15 protein-coding genes are annotated in these 15,116 nt (G+C 63.7%); 9 read left to right on the top strand and 6 right to left on the bottom strand.

Translation table 11 applies throughout. The features are described 5' to 3' along the window. Positions 1 to 19 precede the first annotated feature (19 nt). Together ABIB95_RS02720 and ABIB95_RS02715 are read left to right on the top strand one after the other, a co-directional pair. On the top strand, positions 20 to 820 hold the full coding sequence (locus ABIB95_RS02720; RefSeq protein ID WP_166351507.1) for an NYN domain-containing protein: 801 nt from the start codon (positions 20 to 22) through the stop codon (positions 818 to 820). Positions 821 to 905: 85 nt separating this feature from the next. Next, entirely contained in the window at positions 906 to 2,708 is a 1,803-nt protein-coding gene (locus tag ABIB95_RS02715; RefSeq protein ID WP_354237823.1) for an adenine deaminase C-terminal domain-containing protein, read from the top strand. Between the two features lie 57 nt (positions 2,709 to 2,765). Here ABIB95_RS02715 and ABIB95_RS02710 read toward each other — a convergent pair whose 3' ends face one another. Continuing rightward, complete coding sequence (locus tag ABIB95_RS02710) at positions 2,766 to 3,869, bottom strand: tetratricopeptide repeat protein (RefSeq protein ID WP_354237822.1); 1,104 nt, start codon at positions 3,867 to 3,869, stop codon at positions 2,766 to 2,768. Positions 3,870 to 4,233: 364 nt separating this feature from the next. Between ABIB95_RS02710 and gcl the strand changes: the two genes are divergently transcribed. From gcl to ABIB95_RS02690, 4 genes are all read left to right on the top strand, one after another. After that, positions 4,234 to 6,024, top strand: coding sequence for a glyoxylate carboligase (gcl, locus tag ABIB95_RS02705; RefSeq protein ID WP_354237821.1), 1,791 nt, complete (start codon positions 4,234 to 4,236; stop codon positions 6,022 to 6,024). 11 nt (positions 6,025 to 6,035) lie between these two features. Further along, positions 6,036 to 6,821 (top strand): hydroxypyruvate isomerase, encoded by a 786-nt coding sequence (gene hyi, locus ABIB95_RS02700; RefSeq protein ID WP_354237820.1) that lies wholly within the window; start codon positions 6,036 to 6,038, stop codon positions 6,819 to 6,821. 12 nt (positions 6,822 to 6,833) lie between these two features. Further along, complete coding sequence (locus ABIB95_RS02695) at positions 6,834 to 7,721, top strand: 2-hydroxy-3-oxopropionate reductase (RefSeq protein WP_354237819.1); 888 nt, start codon at positions 6,834 to 6,836, stop codon at positions 7,719 to 7,721. 114 nt (positions 7,722 to 7,835) lie between these two features. Beyond that, positions 7,836 to 8,207 carry a DUF1236 domain-containing protein gene (locus tag ABIB95_RS02690; protein WP_354237818.1) on the top strand — a complete coding sequence of 124 codons (372 nt, stop codon included), beginning with the start codon at positions 7,836 to 7,838 and terminating at the stop codon, positions 8,205 to 8,207. A gap of 60 nt (positions 8,208 to 8,267) precedes the next feature. Here the strand turns inward: ABIB95_RS02690 and ABIB95_RS02685 are convergent, their stop codons facing one another. The 3 genes from ABIB95_RS02685 to ABIB95_RS02675 all read right to left on the bottom strand — a co-directional run bounded on the left by ABIB95_RS02685 (position 8,268) and on the right by ABIB95_RS02675 (position 9,879). Beyond that, positions 8,268 to 8,630 carry a VanZ family protein gene (locus tag ABIB95_RS02685; RefSeq protein ID WP_354237817.1) on the bottom strand — a complete coding sequence of 121 codons (363 nt, stop codon included), beginning with the start codon at positions 8,628 to 8,630 and terminating at the stop codon, positions 8,268 to 8,270. A gap of 77 nt (positions 8,631 to 8,707) precedes the next feature. Further along, positions 8,708 to 9,304 (bottom strand): thiamine pyrophosphate-dependent enzyme, encoded by a 597-nt coding sequence (locus tag ABIB95_RS02680; RefSeq protein WP_354237816.1) that lies wholly within the window; start codon positions 9,302 to 9,304, stop codon positions 8,708 to 8,710. Between the two features lie 8 nt (positions 9,305 to 9,312). Then, entirely contained in the window at positions 9,313 to 9,879 is a 567-nt protein-coding gene (locus tag ABIB95_RS02675; protein WP_354117008.1) for a decarboxylase, read from the bottom strand. A gap of 244 nt (positions 9,880 to 10,123) precedes the next feature. Between ABIB95_RS02675 and ABIB95_RS02670 the strand changes: the two genes are divergently transcribed. The 3 genes from ABIB95_RS02670 (at position 10,124) to ABIB95_RS02660 (ending at position 12,092) form a co-directional block, all read left to right on the top strand. Further along, positions 10,124 to 11,173: a hydroxyacid dehydrogenase gene (locus ABIB95_RS02670; protein WP_354237814.1), complete on the top strand. Its 1,050-nt coding sequence runs from the start codon at positions 10,124 to 10,126 to the stop codon at positions 11,171 to 11,173. A 116-nt stretch (positions 11,174 to 11,289) separates the two neighbouring features. Further along, positions 11,290 to 11,739, top strand: coding sequence for a flagellar basal body rod protein FlgC (locus tag ABIB95_RS02665; protein WP_354237813.1), 450 nt, complete (start codon positions 11,290 to 11,292; stop codon positions 11,737 to 11,739). 140 nt (positions 11,740 to 11,879) lie between these two features. Continuing rightward, positions 11,880 to 12,092 carry a hypothetical protein gene (locus tag ABIB95_RS02660; protein ID WP_028150282.1) on the top strand — a complete coding sequence of 71 codons (213 nt, stop codon included), beginning with the start codon at positions 11,880 to 11,882 and terminating at the stop codon, positions 12,090 to 12,092. Positions 12,093 to 12,095: 3 nt separating this feature from the next. Here the strand turns inward: ABIB95_RS02660 and ABIB95_RS02655 are convergent, their stop codons facing one another. Beyond that, positions 12,096 to 12,674: a GNAT family N-acetyltransferase gene (locus ABIB95_RS02655; RefSeq protein WP_354237812.1), complete on the bottom strand. Its 579-nt coding sequence runs from the start codon at positions 12,672 to 12,674 to the stop codon at positions 12,096 to 12,098. A 6-nt stretch (positions 12,675 to 12,680) separates the two neighbouring features. Further along, entirely contained in the window at positions 12,681 to 15,038 is a 2,358-nt protein-coding gene (locus ABIB95_RS02650; RefSeq protein ID WP_354237811.1) for an Orn/Lys/Arg family decarboxylase, read from the bottom strand. Positions 15,039 to 15,116 lie beyond the last annotated feature (78 nt).

Here is a 15,116-nt window from a genome sequence, read left to right as displayed (position 1 = left end):
AGCTCGTTGAGGAAACGCCATGCCGTCGGAACTTCGCTCGCCCCGTCTCGCCGTCCTGATCGATGCCGACAACGCCTCTGCGAAGATCGCGGATGGGCTGTTCGAGGAGATTGCCAAGATCGGCGAGGCCAGCGTCCGCCGCATCTATGGCGACTTCTCCAATGCGCGGTCCAGGGGCTGGGCCGACATTCTGTCGAAGCACGCCATCATCCCGCAGCAGCAATTCGCCTATACGACTGGAAAGAATGCCTCCGACATAACCCTGGTGATCGACGCGATGGACCTGCTTCACAGCGGCCGGTTCGACGGCTTCTGCCTGGTCTCGTCCGACAGCGACTTTACCCGTCTGGCCGCCCGCATCCGTGAGCAGGGCGTCGACGTGTTCGGGTTCGGCGAGCAGAAGACGCCCGAAAGTTTCAGGCAGGCCTGCCGAAGGTTCGTCTACACCGAGAACCTGCTCTCCGTCCCGGCGACCACCCAGGATGCCGCCTCAAGATCGACGTCGCTTCAGCCGCCCGATGCCGCCACGCCCATCATCAAGAAGGTCATCACCCAGATGGAGAGCGAGGACGGCTGGGTCGCGCTCGGTGAAGTCGGCCGGCAGCTCGCCAATCTGGCCTCGGATTTCGATCCGAGAACGTTCGGGTTCCGCAAGCTGAGCGACCTCGTGCGCAAGACGAATTCGTTCGAGATCGATGAGCCAAAGGGCCGGTCGATGCGAATTCGGGTCAAGCCCGCTGCTGCAGCATCGCCGAGAAGGCGGAACCCGCGCAGGCCCGCAAGGGCGGGGACGACGGGCAGTTCGGCGCCTAAGGCGTAAGCAGGGTCTGCCGTTATATTTGCGCTTGCCCGCTATAGCGCAGGGCGTAACCATCGCTGGGCCGTAACGCCACGCGAGGGTCCCGATGACCAGACTTACCCGCTTCGCCGTCGCACCGCTGCATTCGATGACCCGGCGTCTGGCCGATGTCGCCTCCACGCGCGTCGCACCGGATCTCGTGGTCACGGGGGCCCGGGTGCTTTCGACCTATTCGGAACGTATCCATCCCGGTCGGGAGGTCTGGATCACCGGTGGCCGCGTCGCAGCGGTGAAACCGGCCGGGGCGGCGAAGAAGGTCTGGGGCGGGGTGCCGCTTTACGACGCCGCCGGCGGCATCATCGCGCCGGGACTGGTCGATCCGCACATCCACATCGAATCCTCCATGGTGACGGCCTGCGCCTATGCCGAGGCTGCGCTCCTCAACGGCACCACCACGATCTTCTGCGACAGCCACGAGATCGGCAACGTCATGGATGTCGCCGGTGTCGAGGCGATGCTGGAGGACGCGCGCGAGGCGCCGCTCTCGATCTTTTTGACGGTGCCGAGCACGGTGCCGGCCACGTCGGCGGAACTGGAGACCGCGGGCGGCGACCTCACGCCAGACAAGATCGCCGGCCTGTTCGACCGCTGGCCCGAAGCGGTCGCGCTCGGCGAGAAGATGGATTTCGTGCCTGTCACGATGGGCGACGAGCGCAGTCATGCCATTCTTGCCGCTGCCTTGAAGCGGGGGCGGCCGGTGTCCGGACACGTTTACGGCCGTGAATTCGTCGCGGCATATGCGGCGTCCGGTGTCACCGACACCCATGAGGCGATCGATCGCGATATCGCCGACGATCTGCTCGACGCCGGCGTCTGGGTGTTCCTGCGCGGCGGTCCGCCGACCACGCCCTGGCATTCGCTGCCGCAGGCGATCCGCACCATCACCGAACTCGGGGCGTCGCACAAGCGTACGGCCGTGTGTACGGACGACCGTGATGCCGACGATCTTCTGCTGTTCGGTCTCGACTGGGTGGTGCGCGAGGCCGTAAAGGCCGGCATGTCGCCCGAACAGGCCTGGTCGATGGGCTCGCTGCATGGCGCCACACGCTTCGGCATGGAGGGCGATATCGGCGGGCTCGGCGGCGGCCGCCGCGCCGATCTCGTGCTGATGGACGATCAGCTCAAGCCGCAATGCACCTGGTATGGCGGCGAGCTGGTGGTTGAGCACGGCAAGATCACAGAGCGGCTCGATCAGGCGCTGTCGCAACGCTATCAATATCCGAAGGCGGCCTATGCGACGGTGAAGCTCCCAGAGAAGGTCAAGCTGACGCCGGAGCTGCCGACGAAGGCGTGTACCGTCAATGCCATCAAGACCGCGCTGCCGGGCATTACACTGATCCATGAGAAGGTCGCGATCGAGCCGGCCAAGGATTGGCCGTCGCTGTTTGAGCGCTACGGCCTGTGCTTCGTCACGGTGGTCGAGCGCCACGGCAAGTCGGCCGGCAATGTCGCTTACGGCCTGCTGAAGGATTTCGGCCTGAAGCGCGGCGCGGTCGCCTCCAGCGTCGGGCACGACAGCCACAACATCATCGTCGCCGGCACCAACGAGAGCGACATGCAGGCGGCGATATCGGCCATCAAGGCGGAACAGGGCGGCGTTTGCGTCGTCGCCGACGGCAAGGTGAGGGCGCTGGTCCCGCTGCCGATCGCCGGCCTTCTCTCCGACAAACGGGTTACCGAGGTCGCCGAAGCGGTCAAGGTGCTGAAGAAGGAATGGGCCGAAGCCGGCTGCACCATCCCCTACATGGGCTTCAATTTGATTCCGCTATCGGTCATTCCGGAAATTCGTATCACCGACAAGGGCCTCGTGCTGGTGCCGCAGATGGAGCTCGCGCCGCTGTTCGAGTGAGGCGGTCGCCTACTCTAGGCGTAGCGAACGCTGAGACGAAGATTCGTCCAGCAACGATCATCTAATGCCATAGAGCGCGGCCTCATCGACGACATTCGGCCGGACAGCCACGGCTGCCGACATATCGGCCTCACTGCCGGCGATGTCTCCTTTGTGACGTCTTGCGATCGCACGCCCGTATAGTGATATCGCCTTCTTGTCATCGATGCGGAGCGCGGCGCTGTAGTCCTCGATGGAGCTGTCGAGCGCGCCCTTTCTCAGATGAACATAGCCGCGCGAATCGAGGAAGGAAGCCTCGTCGGGCCGTATCCTCAGAGCTTCGTTGCAGTCGGTCAGTGCACCGTCGAAGACACCGGACAGGGCCCTGAAAAAACAACGACAGTTCAATGCGAAAGCGTTGCGGGGCTCGAGTTTCAACGCCTGTTCGAGATCGTTCATAGCGCGGTTGTAATCGCGCTTGCCCTCGTATGAACGGGCTCGACGCAAGAAGGCGGTCGCATTGCCCGGATTAGGGTCGAGCTGAATCGCGCGGTCGTAATCGTTATCGGCTCGATCGTGGTCACCCTTGAGATCGAAAATTTGTCCTCTGACGCTGTACGTGTTTGGACATCGGTTATCGAGTTTGGCCGACTGATCGAGGTCTTGGATGGCCCGATCGTATTCTCGCCGGTCGGCATAGGCCATGCCGCGAGCGAGGTAGGCACGAGCGTTACCGGGAAACAGCTTGAGTGACTGGTTCAAATCCTCAATCGCGCGGTCCCGGTCGAACATCTTGAGGTAGACCTCCGCACGGCCGAGAAAAGCTAGCGACGAAGTAGGGTCGATCGCGATCGAATGGTTGAAGTCCTCGAGCGCCTTGTCAACCTGACGAATTCTCAGAAGAGCGTGCCCTCGACTAGAGTACAGTCGAGCGCTATCCGGATCAATTTCGATGGCCTGGTTCAGGCGCTCGATGGCCTTCTCATAGGCGCCGGCGTGCATGAACGGAGTTGCAGCCCTGTAGAAGGCCATGACTTCCCGGCTTCTGGGCGGTGGATCTTGGGGCTTGCCGGAGGCCGCGGGCGGGGCATTGCTGCTGCAAGCCGAGACAATCCCCTGGAGATTTTGATCCTGCGCACAGGCGCCGCCATCAATTCCGATCAGAATGATCAGATATGCCACCAGAGCTCCAGACGTTCGCCGGAGGAGAGACGTGCTAGCGGAACACCAGCGCCACAGCCGCCACGAGATTCGCTCCCGACAGGAGCGGATTGCACAACTTCCAGACCAATACATTCGCAATTTCTTCAGCCCATTTCCCATACAACCCTAGCATGCATGGTTGCCGGGCGAGCCGGATTGTTCGGCTGTACAAAGATATTTTGAAGGCTCTCACATTTCCATTGCGCGCGGGCGCCAAGTGCATGAGTTTTCGTGATTTTTGACGGTCTCTTCCACTCCGTGGAAAATAAAATCGATCTCGTTGAGATCGCATCTTGCACGCCTGATGATCACGCTCGCTGACGCAACTCAAGCGAGGTCCGATATGGCGAAGATGCGAGCCGTTGATGCTGCCGTGCGAATTCTGGAGAAAGAGGGCATCTCGACTGCCTTCGGCGTTCCCGGGGCCGCGATCAATCCGCTTTACTCGGCGCTGAAGAAGCGCGGATCGATCCGCCACATTCTCGCGCGCCATGTCGAGGGCGCCTCGCATATGGCCGAGGGCTATACGCGGGCGAAGGCCGGCAATATCGGCGTCTGCATCGGCACGTCGGGGCCGGCCGGCACCGACATGATCACCGGGCTCTATTCGGCGATCGCCGATTCCATTCCGATCCTCTGCATCACCGGGCAGGCGCCGCGCGCACGGCTCTACAAGGAAGATTTTCAGGCCGTCGACATCGAGTCGATCGCAAAGCCCGTGACCAAATGGGCTGTGACCGTGCGCGAGCCGGCGCTGGTGCCGCGTGTGTTCAGCCAGGCCTTTCACATCATGCGCTCCGGCCGGCCGGGTCCGGTGCTGATCGACATGCCGCTCGACGTGCAGCTCGCCGAGATCGAGTTCGACGACGAGACCTATGAGCCGCTGTCAGTCTACAAGCCCACCGCGACGCGCAAGCAGGTCGAGAAGGCGCTGGAGATGCTCAATGCCGCCGAGCGGCCGCTGATCGTCGCCGGTGGCGGTATCATCAACGCCGACGCCTCGGACCTGCTGGTGGAATTCGCCGAGATCGCCAACGTGCCGGTCGTGCCGACGCTGATGGCGTGGGGTGCGATCCCCGACGACCACGTGCTGATGGCCGGCATGGTCGGCCTTCAGACCAGCCACCGCTATGGCAATGCGACGATGCTGGAATCCGACTTCGTGCTCGGCATCGGCAACCGCTGGGCCAATCGTCACACCGGCTCGGTCGAGACCTACACCAAGGGTCGTACCTTCGTGCATGTCGACATCGAGCCGACCCAGATCGGGCGCGTGTTCAATCCAGATCTCGGCATCGTCTCGGACGCCAAGGCCGCGCTCGAGCTCTTCGTCACCGTCGCCAGGGAGTGGCGCCGGTCAGGCAGGCTCCGCGAGCGCCAGGCGTGGCCCGCGGCCTGCCGCGATCGCAAGAAGACGATGCTGCGCAAGAGCCATTTCGACAACGTCCCGATCAAGCCGCAGCGCGTCTATGAGGAGATGAACAAGGCCTTCGGCCGCGACACCACCTATGTCACCGTGATCGGCTTGTCGCAGATCGCCGGCGCGCAGTTCTTGGGCGTCTACAAGCCGCGCAACTGGATCAATGCCGGGCAAGCCGGCCCGCTCGGCTGGACGCTGCCTGCCGCGCTCGGGGTGCGTGCGGCATGCCCGGATCGCGAGATCGTCGCGCTGTCCGGCGATTACGACTTCCAGTTCCTGATCGAGGAGCTCGCGGTCGGCGCGCAGTTCAATCTGCCCTACATCCATGTCGTCGTGAACAATTCCTATCTCGGTCTGATCCGCCAGGCCCAGCGCGGCTTCGACATGGATTACCACGTCCAGCTCTCCTTCGAGAACGTCAACGCACCGGAGCTCGGTGGATACGGCGTCGACCATGTCGCGGTCGCCGAAGGCCTGGGCTGCAAGGCGATCCGCGTCACCGATCCCAAGGATACGCAGGCGGCGTTTGCGACCGCGCGTGAACTGATGGCGAAGCACCGCGTGCCCGTCGTGGTCGAGTTCATTCTCGAACGCGTCACCAACATCGCGATGGGCACGGAGATCGACAACATCGTCGAGTTCGAGGAGGTGCTGGATCTGCCGCTCGACGAGGTCGAGACCAAGCGGCCCGGCGTGCTGCAGCCGGCGGAATAGGAGAGAGCATCATGCCGAAATTTGCCGCCAACCTCACCATGCTCTTCAACGAGATGCCGTTTCCCGACCGCTTTGCCGCGGCGAAAGCGGCGGGCTTCTCCGGGGTCGAGTATCTCTTCCCCTACGATTTCGACAAGGCGTTGTTGCGCGAGCAGCTCGAAGCTCACGGGCTGACGCAGGTGCTGCACAATCTTCCAGCGGGCAACTGGGCGGCGGGCGAGCGCGGCATCGCGATCCTGCCCGATCGCGTCAGTGAATTTCGCGACGGCGTGTTCCGGGCCATCGACTACGCCAAGGCGCTCGATTGCGAGCAGCTCAACTGCCTCGTCGGCATCGCGCCTGCCGATGCCGACCCGCGCGAGCTCAACGAAACGCTGGTTGGCAACCTTCGCTTTGCCGCCTCGACGCTGGCGCGCGAGAACATCAAGCTCCTGGTCGAGCCGATCAACACGCTCGACATTCCCGGCTTCCACCTCAACGGCACCGAGCAGGCGGTTCAGCTGATCTCCGAGGTGCGGTCGAACAATCTGTTCATCCAGTACGACATCTACCACATGCAGATCATGGAGGGCGATCTCGCCCGGACCATGCAGGAATATCTCCCCCAAATCGCCCATATCCAGCTCGCCGACAATCCCGGTCGCCACGAGCCCGGCACCGGCGAGATCAACTATCCCTTCCTGTTCCGCCACCTCGACGCGATCGGCTATCGCGGCTGGATCGGCTGCGAATACAAGCCGCGCACCACGACGCTGGAAGGCCTGTCCTGGCACGCCGCGCAGACATTTGAGACCTGAGGAAACGTAGACATGATCGACATCGGCTTCATCGGACTTGGCACCATGGGACGGCCGATGGCCGGCCATCTTCTGGCCGCAGGCCATCGCGTGCTGCTCCACGACGTTACGCCCGTGTCGCCCGAGCTGATCGCGGCGGGCGGCATCGCCTGCAAGTCAGCCAAGGAGGTCGCGGAGGAGGCGGATGCCGTCATCATCATGGTGCCTGATACCCCGCATGTGGAGGCGGTGCTGTTCGGTAAGGACGGCGTCGCGAGCGGCATCTCCAAGGGCAAGATCGTCGTCGACATGAGCTCGATCTCGCCGCTGGCGACCAAGGAGTTTGCGAAGAAGATCGAGGCGCTGGGGGCGGACTATCTCGACGCGCCGGTGTCGGGCGGCGAGGTCGGGGCAAAGGCCGCGACCCTCACCATCATGGTCGGCGGCCCGGAGCGGGCCTTTGGCACCATGAAGCCGATCTTCGACAAGATGGGCAAGAACGTCACGCATGTCGGCGCCAATGGCGATGGCCAGACGACGAAGGTCGCCAACCAGATCATCGTCGCACTGACGATTGAGGCGGTGAGCGAAGCGCTGCTGTTCGCATCCAAGGCGGGGGCCAATCCCGCTCTCGTGCGCAAGGCGCTGATGGGCGGTTTTGCCTCGTCGCGGATTCTCGAAGTACATGGCGAGCGCATGGTGAAGCGCAATTTCGAGCCGGGTTTCCGCATCGAGCTGCATCAGAAGGACCTTAACCTCGCGCTGGAAGGTGCGCGCGCGCTCGGCCTGTCGCTGCCGAGCACGGCATTGGCGCAGCAATTGTTCTCGTCCTGCACCGCCCATGGCGGCAAAGCCTGGGATCACTCGGCGATGGTGCGGGCGCTGGAACTGATGGCAGGCCACGAGATCGCCGCGGCCTGAACTGTTACGCGGTAACACTCTCAAGATTTGGCGCGTCTTTCGCCGCAGGGGAACCGGAACAATGCTCCGGCCCCGCGGTTGAAGGCGCATCAACAAACACTGGAGAGTGTGGACATGAAGACTCGTCTTGCGATTTCGCTGGCTGCCGTGTCGCTGCTGGCGTCGAGTGCAGCCTTTGCCCAGTCGACGACCGAACAGGGCGCTAGGGACGGCGCACGTGCGGGTGGCGACATCGGCGGACCGATCGGCGCGATGGTCGGCGGCACCGTCGGTGCGGGCCTCGAAATTCCGAATGCCGTGCTCGGCGGAATCCCGCGCGACGATTCCGTCGTGATCCACGAGCGCGTCGTCGTCGGCGAGCCGCTGCCCTCGACCGTGGTGCTGCGCCCCGTGCCGAACTACACCGAGTATCGCTACGCGGTCGTGAACGATCGCCGCGTCATCGTCGAACCGCGCACGCGCCGCGTCGTCAAGATCATCGACTGATCGGTCAGAGCGTGAAGGCTTTGAAGAGCCGGGCCCTGCGGAGCGTCACTCCGCGGGGCCTTAGTTCGTGAGGGCCGAATTGGCGCGGAAGCGCGCCATGATCCAATCGGTGACGGCGGCGAGCGCAAAGCCGATGCAGGCGGTGCCGGCATCGACAAGAAAATCGTCCAGCCGTGCATGCCGTCCCGGTGCCCAGAACTGCATCAGCTCGAGCACGCCGATCAGGACCACCGCGACGGCGGCGACGGCCCAGCGGCGATTCCGGTAGGCGAGGCTGAAGGCCAGTCCCACCAGGATGAAGGCGAGGGCGTGCTCGCCGTCCTGGCCGAGATCGGAATGGGGCCGCAGGCCGGGCGGGCCGAGGGTTGCGAAAGTGACGGCGGCCGCGAGCAGCCAAGCAAAAAAGCGAACAAAAATAGGCATCCGGTGCCGATAGCACGGATTTGCAACGGCCTGTTGCGGGGCAGGGATCAGATCGCCGTGTAGTTAATGACGAAACGTTAAAGTGGCTCGCGCACGCCGAGGCCGTGCATGAAGCGTTCCCGGATCTGAACGGGATCCCTGCGGGTGGTACCCACGCCCGGCTTGTCGTCGATGCGGACCGCGATCAGGCTCGGCTCGGAGGCGGACAGGGCCTCGTCGACCAGCCGCTCGAAATCCTCCTCGTCCGCGGCCCAGACGCTGTTGGCAAGTCCCGAGCCTGTGGCTATGGCGACGATGTCGGCGACGCCAGCGGCCGGTGTCGGCTGCGCACCGGTGATCTGGTAGATGCCGTTGTCCATCACGATCATGATGAGGTTCTTCGGCTTCAACGCCGCAATCGTCGCGAGCGCGCCGAGCTGCATCAGCAGCGAGCCGTCGCCTTCGAGCGCGAAGACGGGGCGATCGGGCTGGGCCAGCGCGACGCCCAATGCAATCGGGAAAGCCAGCCCCATGCTGCCGAGCATGTAGAAGTTCTGCGGGCGATGGCCGGCGGCCCAGAGATCGAAATTGGTGTTGCCGATGCCGCCGATCACCGCTTCCTCGTGCTTGAGCTTGGCGATCAGGCGCGAGGTAACGTCGAAGCGGTTCATGACCTTGGTATTGCGCGTGTTCATCGCCGACCTCACTTGTCGAACGTCTTGCCGCCGGTGAGCAGCGGGTTGAGGATCAGCGCCACCGGCGCCTGCGTGGTGACGGCCTGCTTGATCGAGCGGTCGGCGATGAATTCGAGTTCATCGAGCCGGGTGATGGTGTGGTGCTCCAGCGCGAGTGAATCCAGCACCGGGCGCATGGTCCGGCAGACCAGCGATTGCCCGTAATTGAACTCGCCAAGCGTGCCGCGCTCGGAGACGAACATGATCAGCGGGATCTGGTAGGGCACCGCGAGCGAGGCCAGCACGTTGGCGAGCGTGGCGAAGCCGGAGGTCTGCATCAGCACCGCGCCGCGACGTCCGCCCATCCAGGCGCCGGAGACGATGCCGACGGCCTCTTCCTCGCGAGCGGTGGCAAAGGTGGTGAAGAAGGGGTCGGCGTGCAGGTTCTTGATCAGCGGCGTCAGCACGCGGTCGGGCACGTAAGGGATCAGGCTGATCTCGTTCCGCTTCAGGGTCTGCAGGACGATGCCGTGCCAGCTCCTGTCGCTGGCGCCTTGTGCCGCCTGGGGCGAGGTCTGCTGTTCCGCAAGCGCCATTGCGTTCTCCCTTGAGCCGCGCATGCTTCTTGCTTCTGGTCGTCGCGGCGGTCTGCCGAACTTGACGCAGGCAGCGGGATTGTCAACATGTCCGGGCCAGCACCGTGATCTGCGCCAGACGGCCTGTCGTGGCCGGCACCGCCATGTCATAAGCGGCGATAATGCAAAAACGGGAGGAACGCATGGACGGGGCGCGGGGTGCGCTGGCCTTGCGGGTCTCCTTGAGAGAGCCGGAAGGGTCCTGATGTCCGTCAATAGCAAGCGCGTCTTCTACGTCAAATACCTGGCCAATCCGATCTATATCGACATCCTGAAGGCGCGGTCCGACGTCCGGCTCGATCGCATCGAGAACGAGAGCCCCGAAGATTTCTATGCTCCGATCCTGAACGCGGCGCATGTTTACCAGATCGGCGCCGCCCGCGACGAACTTGCTCCGCATTTCCATGTCGATGCGGCCTTCCTGAAGCGCACGCCGAACCTGTTGCTGGTCTCCAGCAATGGTGCCGGCTTCGATCCCGTCGATGTCGAGGCCTGCACCGATGCGGGCGTGCTGGTCGTCAACCAGTCCGGCGGCAATGCCCATTCCGTCGCCGAGCATGCGCTGGCGATGATGCTGACGCTGTCCAAGCGCATCATCCAGTCCGACCGCAAGCTCCGCAGGGAGGCCAACGTCAACCGCAACGAACTCGTCGGCAACGAGGTCGAGCACAAGACCGTGGGCATCATCGGCCTCGGCAATGTCGGCCGCCGCATTGCCGCGCTGTGCAAGGGCCTGCTCGGCATGAAGGTGCTGGCCTATGACCCGTATTTGTCGGCCGAGGTGATGGCCGAGCGGGGCGGGGAGAAGGTCGAGCTCGACGAGCTGCTGCGCCGCGCCGATTTCGTCTCGATCTCCTGCCCGTTGAACAAGGGCAGCCGCAACATGATCAGCGTGCGCGAATTCGCGCTGATGCAGCCGCATGCGTACTTCATCACCACGGCGCGCGGCTTCATCCACGACGAGGACGCGCTGCTCCAGGCGTTGCGCGACAAGCGCATCGCCGGCGCCGGCCTCGACGTCTGGTCCAAGGAGCCGCCGCCGCCGGAGCATCCGCTGCTCCAGCTCGACAATGTGCTGGCGAGCCCTCACACCGCAGGCGTCACGATCGAGGCGCGCCAGAACATGGGCCGTATCGCGGCCGAGCAGGTCCTGGAGACGCTCGACGGCAAACGCCCGCCGCGCATCATCAATCCCGAGGTCTGGCCGCGCTACGCCGAGCGCTTCAAGCAGGCGTTCGGCGTGACGCCGGGGTAGGGGCATGCGAAGCCTGATCGCGCTCCGATCGTTGGTTACGCGGATGAAAACAGAAAGCGGCGGATTTTACTGATGGCGTGAATGAACGCGTATCACTTGTCCTGTAGTTGAAGTCCATGAGCATATTTTCGATTGCGACGTCAGGACTTTCCGCGGCGAGTTTGCGTGTGAACGTGGCCGCGAGCAACATCGCCAATGTCCGCACGACCGGCCCGCTACCCGCCTCAAGCGGATCGAGCGCATCGGCCGGTGCGGGCAGCTCGAGCATTGGTCCGACTTTTCCCGCAGCTTATGTGCCGTTGCGCGTCGATCAGGTCTCCCAATCGAGCGGCTCGACGCCAGGCGGTACGGTCGCGACCGTGTCGACGGTTTCGCCGAGCTATACCGCACAATCCGACCCCGGCGCTCCCTTCGCAAACGAGGACGGCCTGGTCGCCGCGCCGAACGTCGATCTCGCCAGCGAGTTCGTTCAAATGGCGACCGCCAAGTACAGCTTCATCGCCAATGCGAAGGTCATTCAAGCCTACGCCGAGACAGAACAGACCCTCCTCGATATCAAGACGTGATCGCTGACGGATTGTATCGACGCCTGCGGTGGCGGCGGGAACCGTCACCGATCTTGATCCGCGTCAAAATCTCCTTTCCCGGTTCAGGCTAAATGGGATTAGAGTGCCGCCGGGGCAGGCTGGCGCAGGCAGGAGGTCCCATGTCAACTTATGTCGTCAGGTTCATGAAGGACGTGCTCGGCCAGTACGGCCGGCAGATCGAGGTTTGCCAGGGCACGCTCGAAATTGACGCCACCGACGAGGACGAAGCCAGGGAGCGGGCGAAGGCGAGGTTTTGCAAGGACCAGGCGTTGCATCACTGGTCGCTGCATGCCGATCGGATCCAGGTCAAACCGGCTGACTTTCCCTCGTAAGGTTTAACGGCCCGGTGCCGGTAGCGTCGGCGGAGCGGTGACGCCCGCGCCGAGCGATCGCTGCACCATGACGGTGTCCGACCAGCGGCCGTGGCGATAGGCGACACCGCAGAGCAGGCCGGCGCGCGCGAAGCCGAATTTTTCGTGCAGCGCCAGCGAGGGCGCGTTGTCGGCATCGATATAGCCGATCATCTGGCGGAAGCCGGCCGCCGCACACGCATCGATCATTCCCTGGAGCATCAGCCGGCCGACGCCGCGACCAAGATGCTCGTGGTGGACGTAGATCGAATGCTTGGCCGTGTAGCGATAGGCCGGCCGCTTGCGGAACAGCACGGCATAGGCATAGCCGACCACCTCGCCACGATAGGTCGCGACCAGATGCGGCAGGCGGGTCTGCTTCAGGTTCTTGCGGCGGTCGCGCAGATCGTCCGGTTCGGGCGCGCCGGTTCCCTCGACATCGCGCGGCACGCCATTGCGGACGTGGTGGCGGTAGATCGCCAGCATCGCCTCGACATCGCTCTCCCGTGAGGGGCGGACCTGAACCGGCTCGTCATCTGTACGCGCAATCGCTGTTTCGTTCATCGGCACCTACTCGGCAACGACGTAAGTATAGAGGCCGATGCGGCCCTGTGCATCGATCTCCTTGTAGACGCCCTGGATTTCCACATCGAACCCCGGGAACGTGTTGAAACAGATTTCGAACATTTTGAGATAATCCACCATGGGCTTGGCCCGCTCCGTCAGCCGCTCGCCGGGCACGATGGTGGCGATGCCGGGCGGGTAGACCACGAACGGCGTGGTGGCGATGCGGCCCGCGATCGCCTCGATCGGCAAATAGTCGACGTCGTTCTTGAACAGATAGCGCGCGGCATCGCGGGGCGACATCGCGATCTCGGGCATGTGCTCGGGCATGAACTGCCGGGCCTGCAGGGCGCTGACGTCGGCGGCGCGGAAGAAGCGGTGCATGTCGCCGCAGAGATCGCGCAGCCGCACGCCGGCATAGCGCGCCTGACGCCGCTGGTAGAATTCAGGGATGACGTCGGCCAGCAACGCGTTGTCGTCATGCAACCTTTTGAATGCGACAAGACCGGAGATCAGCGTGCCGGCCTTGCTCGCCTCGACGCCGGGAGTGAGCAGGAAGAGCAGGGAGTTGAGGTCGTTCTTCTCAGGGACGATGCGGTTTTCACGCAAGTACTGCGCGACCACAGGCGCGGGGATGCCGTGTTCGGCATAGGCGCCGGTGGTGCGATCGAAGCCGGGCGTCAGCAGCGTCAGCTTGTTCGGGTCGGTCATGGCAAAGCCCTCCGCGAGATCGGGAAAGCCGTGCCAGTTGGTATCTGGCGAGAGCTGCCACAGCGCCGGATTGGTGGCGAGCTCGTCGGTGGAGAGGGTCTCCCAGGCGACGTTGTGCGCGGCGCCGGGGCGGCTGACGTCGGGAATGGCGACGCGATCGGGAACGAAGGGCTCGAAGAACCAGCGGCGATCCGGATTTTGCTCCTTCTCCTCGAACTCCCGGCGCATGGCGCGGATCTTCTTGCGCAGCTCGATGCCGAGCCGGATCGTGTCGTCCCAAAGGACCTCGCCCGAGCGGCCCTTCATCATCTGCGCGCCGACGTCGAGAGAGGCGAACAGCGGGTAGAACGGCGAGGTCGAGGCGTGCTGCATGAAGCTCTCGTTGAAGCGGCGGTGTTCGACGCGCCGCTTCTGGCCGCGGATATGGCGGTCCTTGATGTGGATCTGGGAGGCCTGCGAGAAGCTCGCGAGCTGCTTGTGGGTGGATTGCGTCGCGATGATGCCGGGCGCTTCGGGAGGAAGGTTCGCCAGCCCCATGGCAAAGCGGCCGGCATAGAGCGGGTGGAACTTCATGAAGCCGGCCCAGGCCTCGTCGAACAGGATGTATTCGCAGAGATGGCCGATGCGCTTCAGGATCATCTCGGCGCTGTGGATCGAGCCGTCATAGGTGCACTGCTCGACCACGGCGACGCGGAACGGCCGCTCCTTGCGCCAGGCGTCCTTGTCCGTCACCAGCGGATGGTTCCGGATCGCCTCGCGCAGGGCCTTCTCGTCGAGCATGTCCCAGCGCATCGGGCCGATCAGGCCCCAGGCGTTGCGGATGGTCGGCACGTAGATCGGGATGCCGCCATTGATCATCAGCGCGCCGTGATGGGCGGCCTTGTGGTTGTTGCGGTCGAACAGAACGAGGTCGCCGTCGGTGACGAGGGCGCCGAGCGCGACCTTGTTCGAGGTCGAGGTGCCGTTGAGCACGAAATAGGTCTTCTCCGCGCCGAAAATCTGGGCGGCTTCCTTCTGCGCCCTCAGCGCGGGACCCTCATGGGTGAGGAGGTCGCCGAGATCGAGCACGGAATTGTCGAGGTCGTCGCGGAACACGGATTCGCCGAGATGCTCGACGAAGACCCGGCCGATCGGACTGCGGTTGTAGAACACGCCGCCATTGTGACCCGGACAGGTCCAGAGCTGGTTGCCTTCCTCGGCATAATCGACCAGCGCGCCGAAGAACGGCGTCTTCAGCGTCTCGGCATATTGCTTGAGCCGGCTGATCAAATTCTTGGCGATGAAGGTCGGCGTCTCCTCGGAGAGGAAGACATAGCCGTCGATGAAGTCGAGCACCTCGACCGGCAAATCCTCGAAGCGCTTGCGCCGGATCAGGAGGATGATCGGGAAGTCGAGGCCGCGGCGACGCATCAGGTTGATCAGCGCCGAGGTCTTCCCCTCGAGGCCCTTCTTGCCCCAGTCCACCACCATGCAGCCGATCGCGGCGTCGGTCTGCACCGCGATCTCCGCGTCCTCCAGTCTGCGGGCCCTCACGACCTCGAAGCCGGAGCGCTGGATCTCCTCGATAATCTGGTTGAAGCGGATGCCTTCCAGATCGTCGGCGTCAAACACCGGTGCGGCGAACAGGAAGTTGAAGCGCTTGAAATAATCCATGGTGTGTCCCGAATCTACAGAGACTGGCAGGTCTCTGCACTTTCGATGACAGTTCTATGACAATCGCCCGATCCAGCG

Origin of the sequence: Bradyrhizobium sp. LA2.1 (assembly GCF_040547725.1) — a bacterium.
Taxonomy (GTDB): domain Bacteria; phylum Pseudomonadota; class Alphaproteobacteria; order Rhizobiales; family Xanthobacteraceae; genus Bradyrhizobium; species Bradyrhizobium barranii.
This window is presented reverse-complemented; position numbering and strand designations above follow the sequence as displayed.

Bases quoted from the DNA above. Each gene is read 5' to 3' on its own strand.
- ABIB95_RS02720 (WP_166351507.1), top strand. From the start codon at position 20: ATGCCGTCGGAACTTCGCTCGCCCCGTCTCGCCGTCCTGATCGATGCC.
- ABIB95_RS02715 (WP_354237823.1), top strand. From the start codon at position 906: ATGACCAGACTTACCCGCTTCGCCGTCGCACCGCTGCATTCGATGACC.
- gcl (WP_354237821.1), top strand. From the start codon at position 4,234: ATGGCGAAGATGCGAGCCGTTGATGCTGCCGTGCGAATTCTGGAGAAA.
- hyi (WP_354237820.1), top strand. From the start codon at position 6,036: ATGCCGAAATTTGCCGCCAACCTCACCATGCTCTTCAACGAGATGCCG.
- ABIB95_RS02695 (WP_354237819.1), top strand. From the start codon at position 6,834: ATGATCGACATCGGCTTCATCGGACTTGGCACCATGGGACGGCCGATG.
- ABIB95_RS02690 (WP_354237818.1), top strand. From the start codon at position 7,836: ATGAAGACTCGTCTTGCGATTTCGCTGGCTGCCGTGTCGCTGCTGGCG.
- ABIB95_RS02685 (WP_354237817.1), bottom strand. From the start codon at position 8,630: ATGCCTATTTTTGTTCGCTTTTTTGCTTGGCTGCTCGCGGCCGCCGTC.
- ABIB95_RS02680 (WP_354237816.1), bottom strand. From the start codon at position 9,304: ATGAACACGCGCAATACCAAGGTCATGAACCGCTTCGACGTTACCTCG.
- ABIB95_RS02675 (WP_354117008.1), bottom strand. From the start codon at position 9,879: ATGGCGCTTGCGGAACAGCAGACCTCGCCCCAGGCGGCACAAGGCGCC.
- ABIB95_RS02670 (WP_354237814.1), top strand. From the start codon at position 10,124: ATGTCCGTCAATAGCAAGCGCGTCTTCTACGTCAAATACCTGGCCAAT.
- ABIB95_RS02665 (WP_354237813.1), top strand. From the start codon at position 11,290: ATGAGCATATTTTCGATTGCGACGTCAGGACTTTCCGCGGCGAGTTTG.
- ABIB95_RS02660 (WP_028150282.1), top strand. From the start codon at position 11,880: ATGTCAACTTATGTCGTCAGGTTCATGAAGGACGTGCTCGGCCAGTAC.
- ABIB95_RS02655 (WP_354237812.1), bottom strand. From the start codon at position 12,674: ATGAACGAAACAGCGATTGCGCGTACAGATGACGAGCCGGTTCAGGTC.
- ABIB95_RS02650 (WP_354237811.1), bottom strand. From the start codon at position 15,038: ATGGATTATTTCAAGCGCTTCAACTTCCTGTTCGCCGCACCGGTGTTT.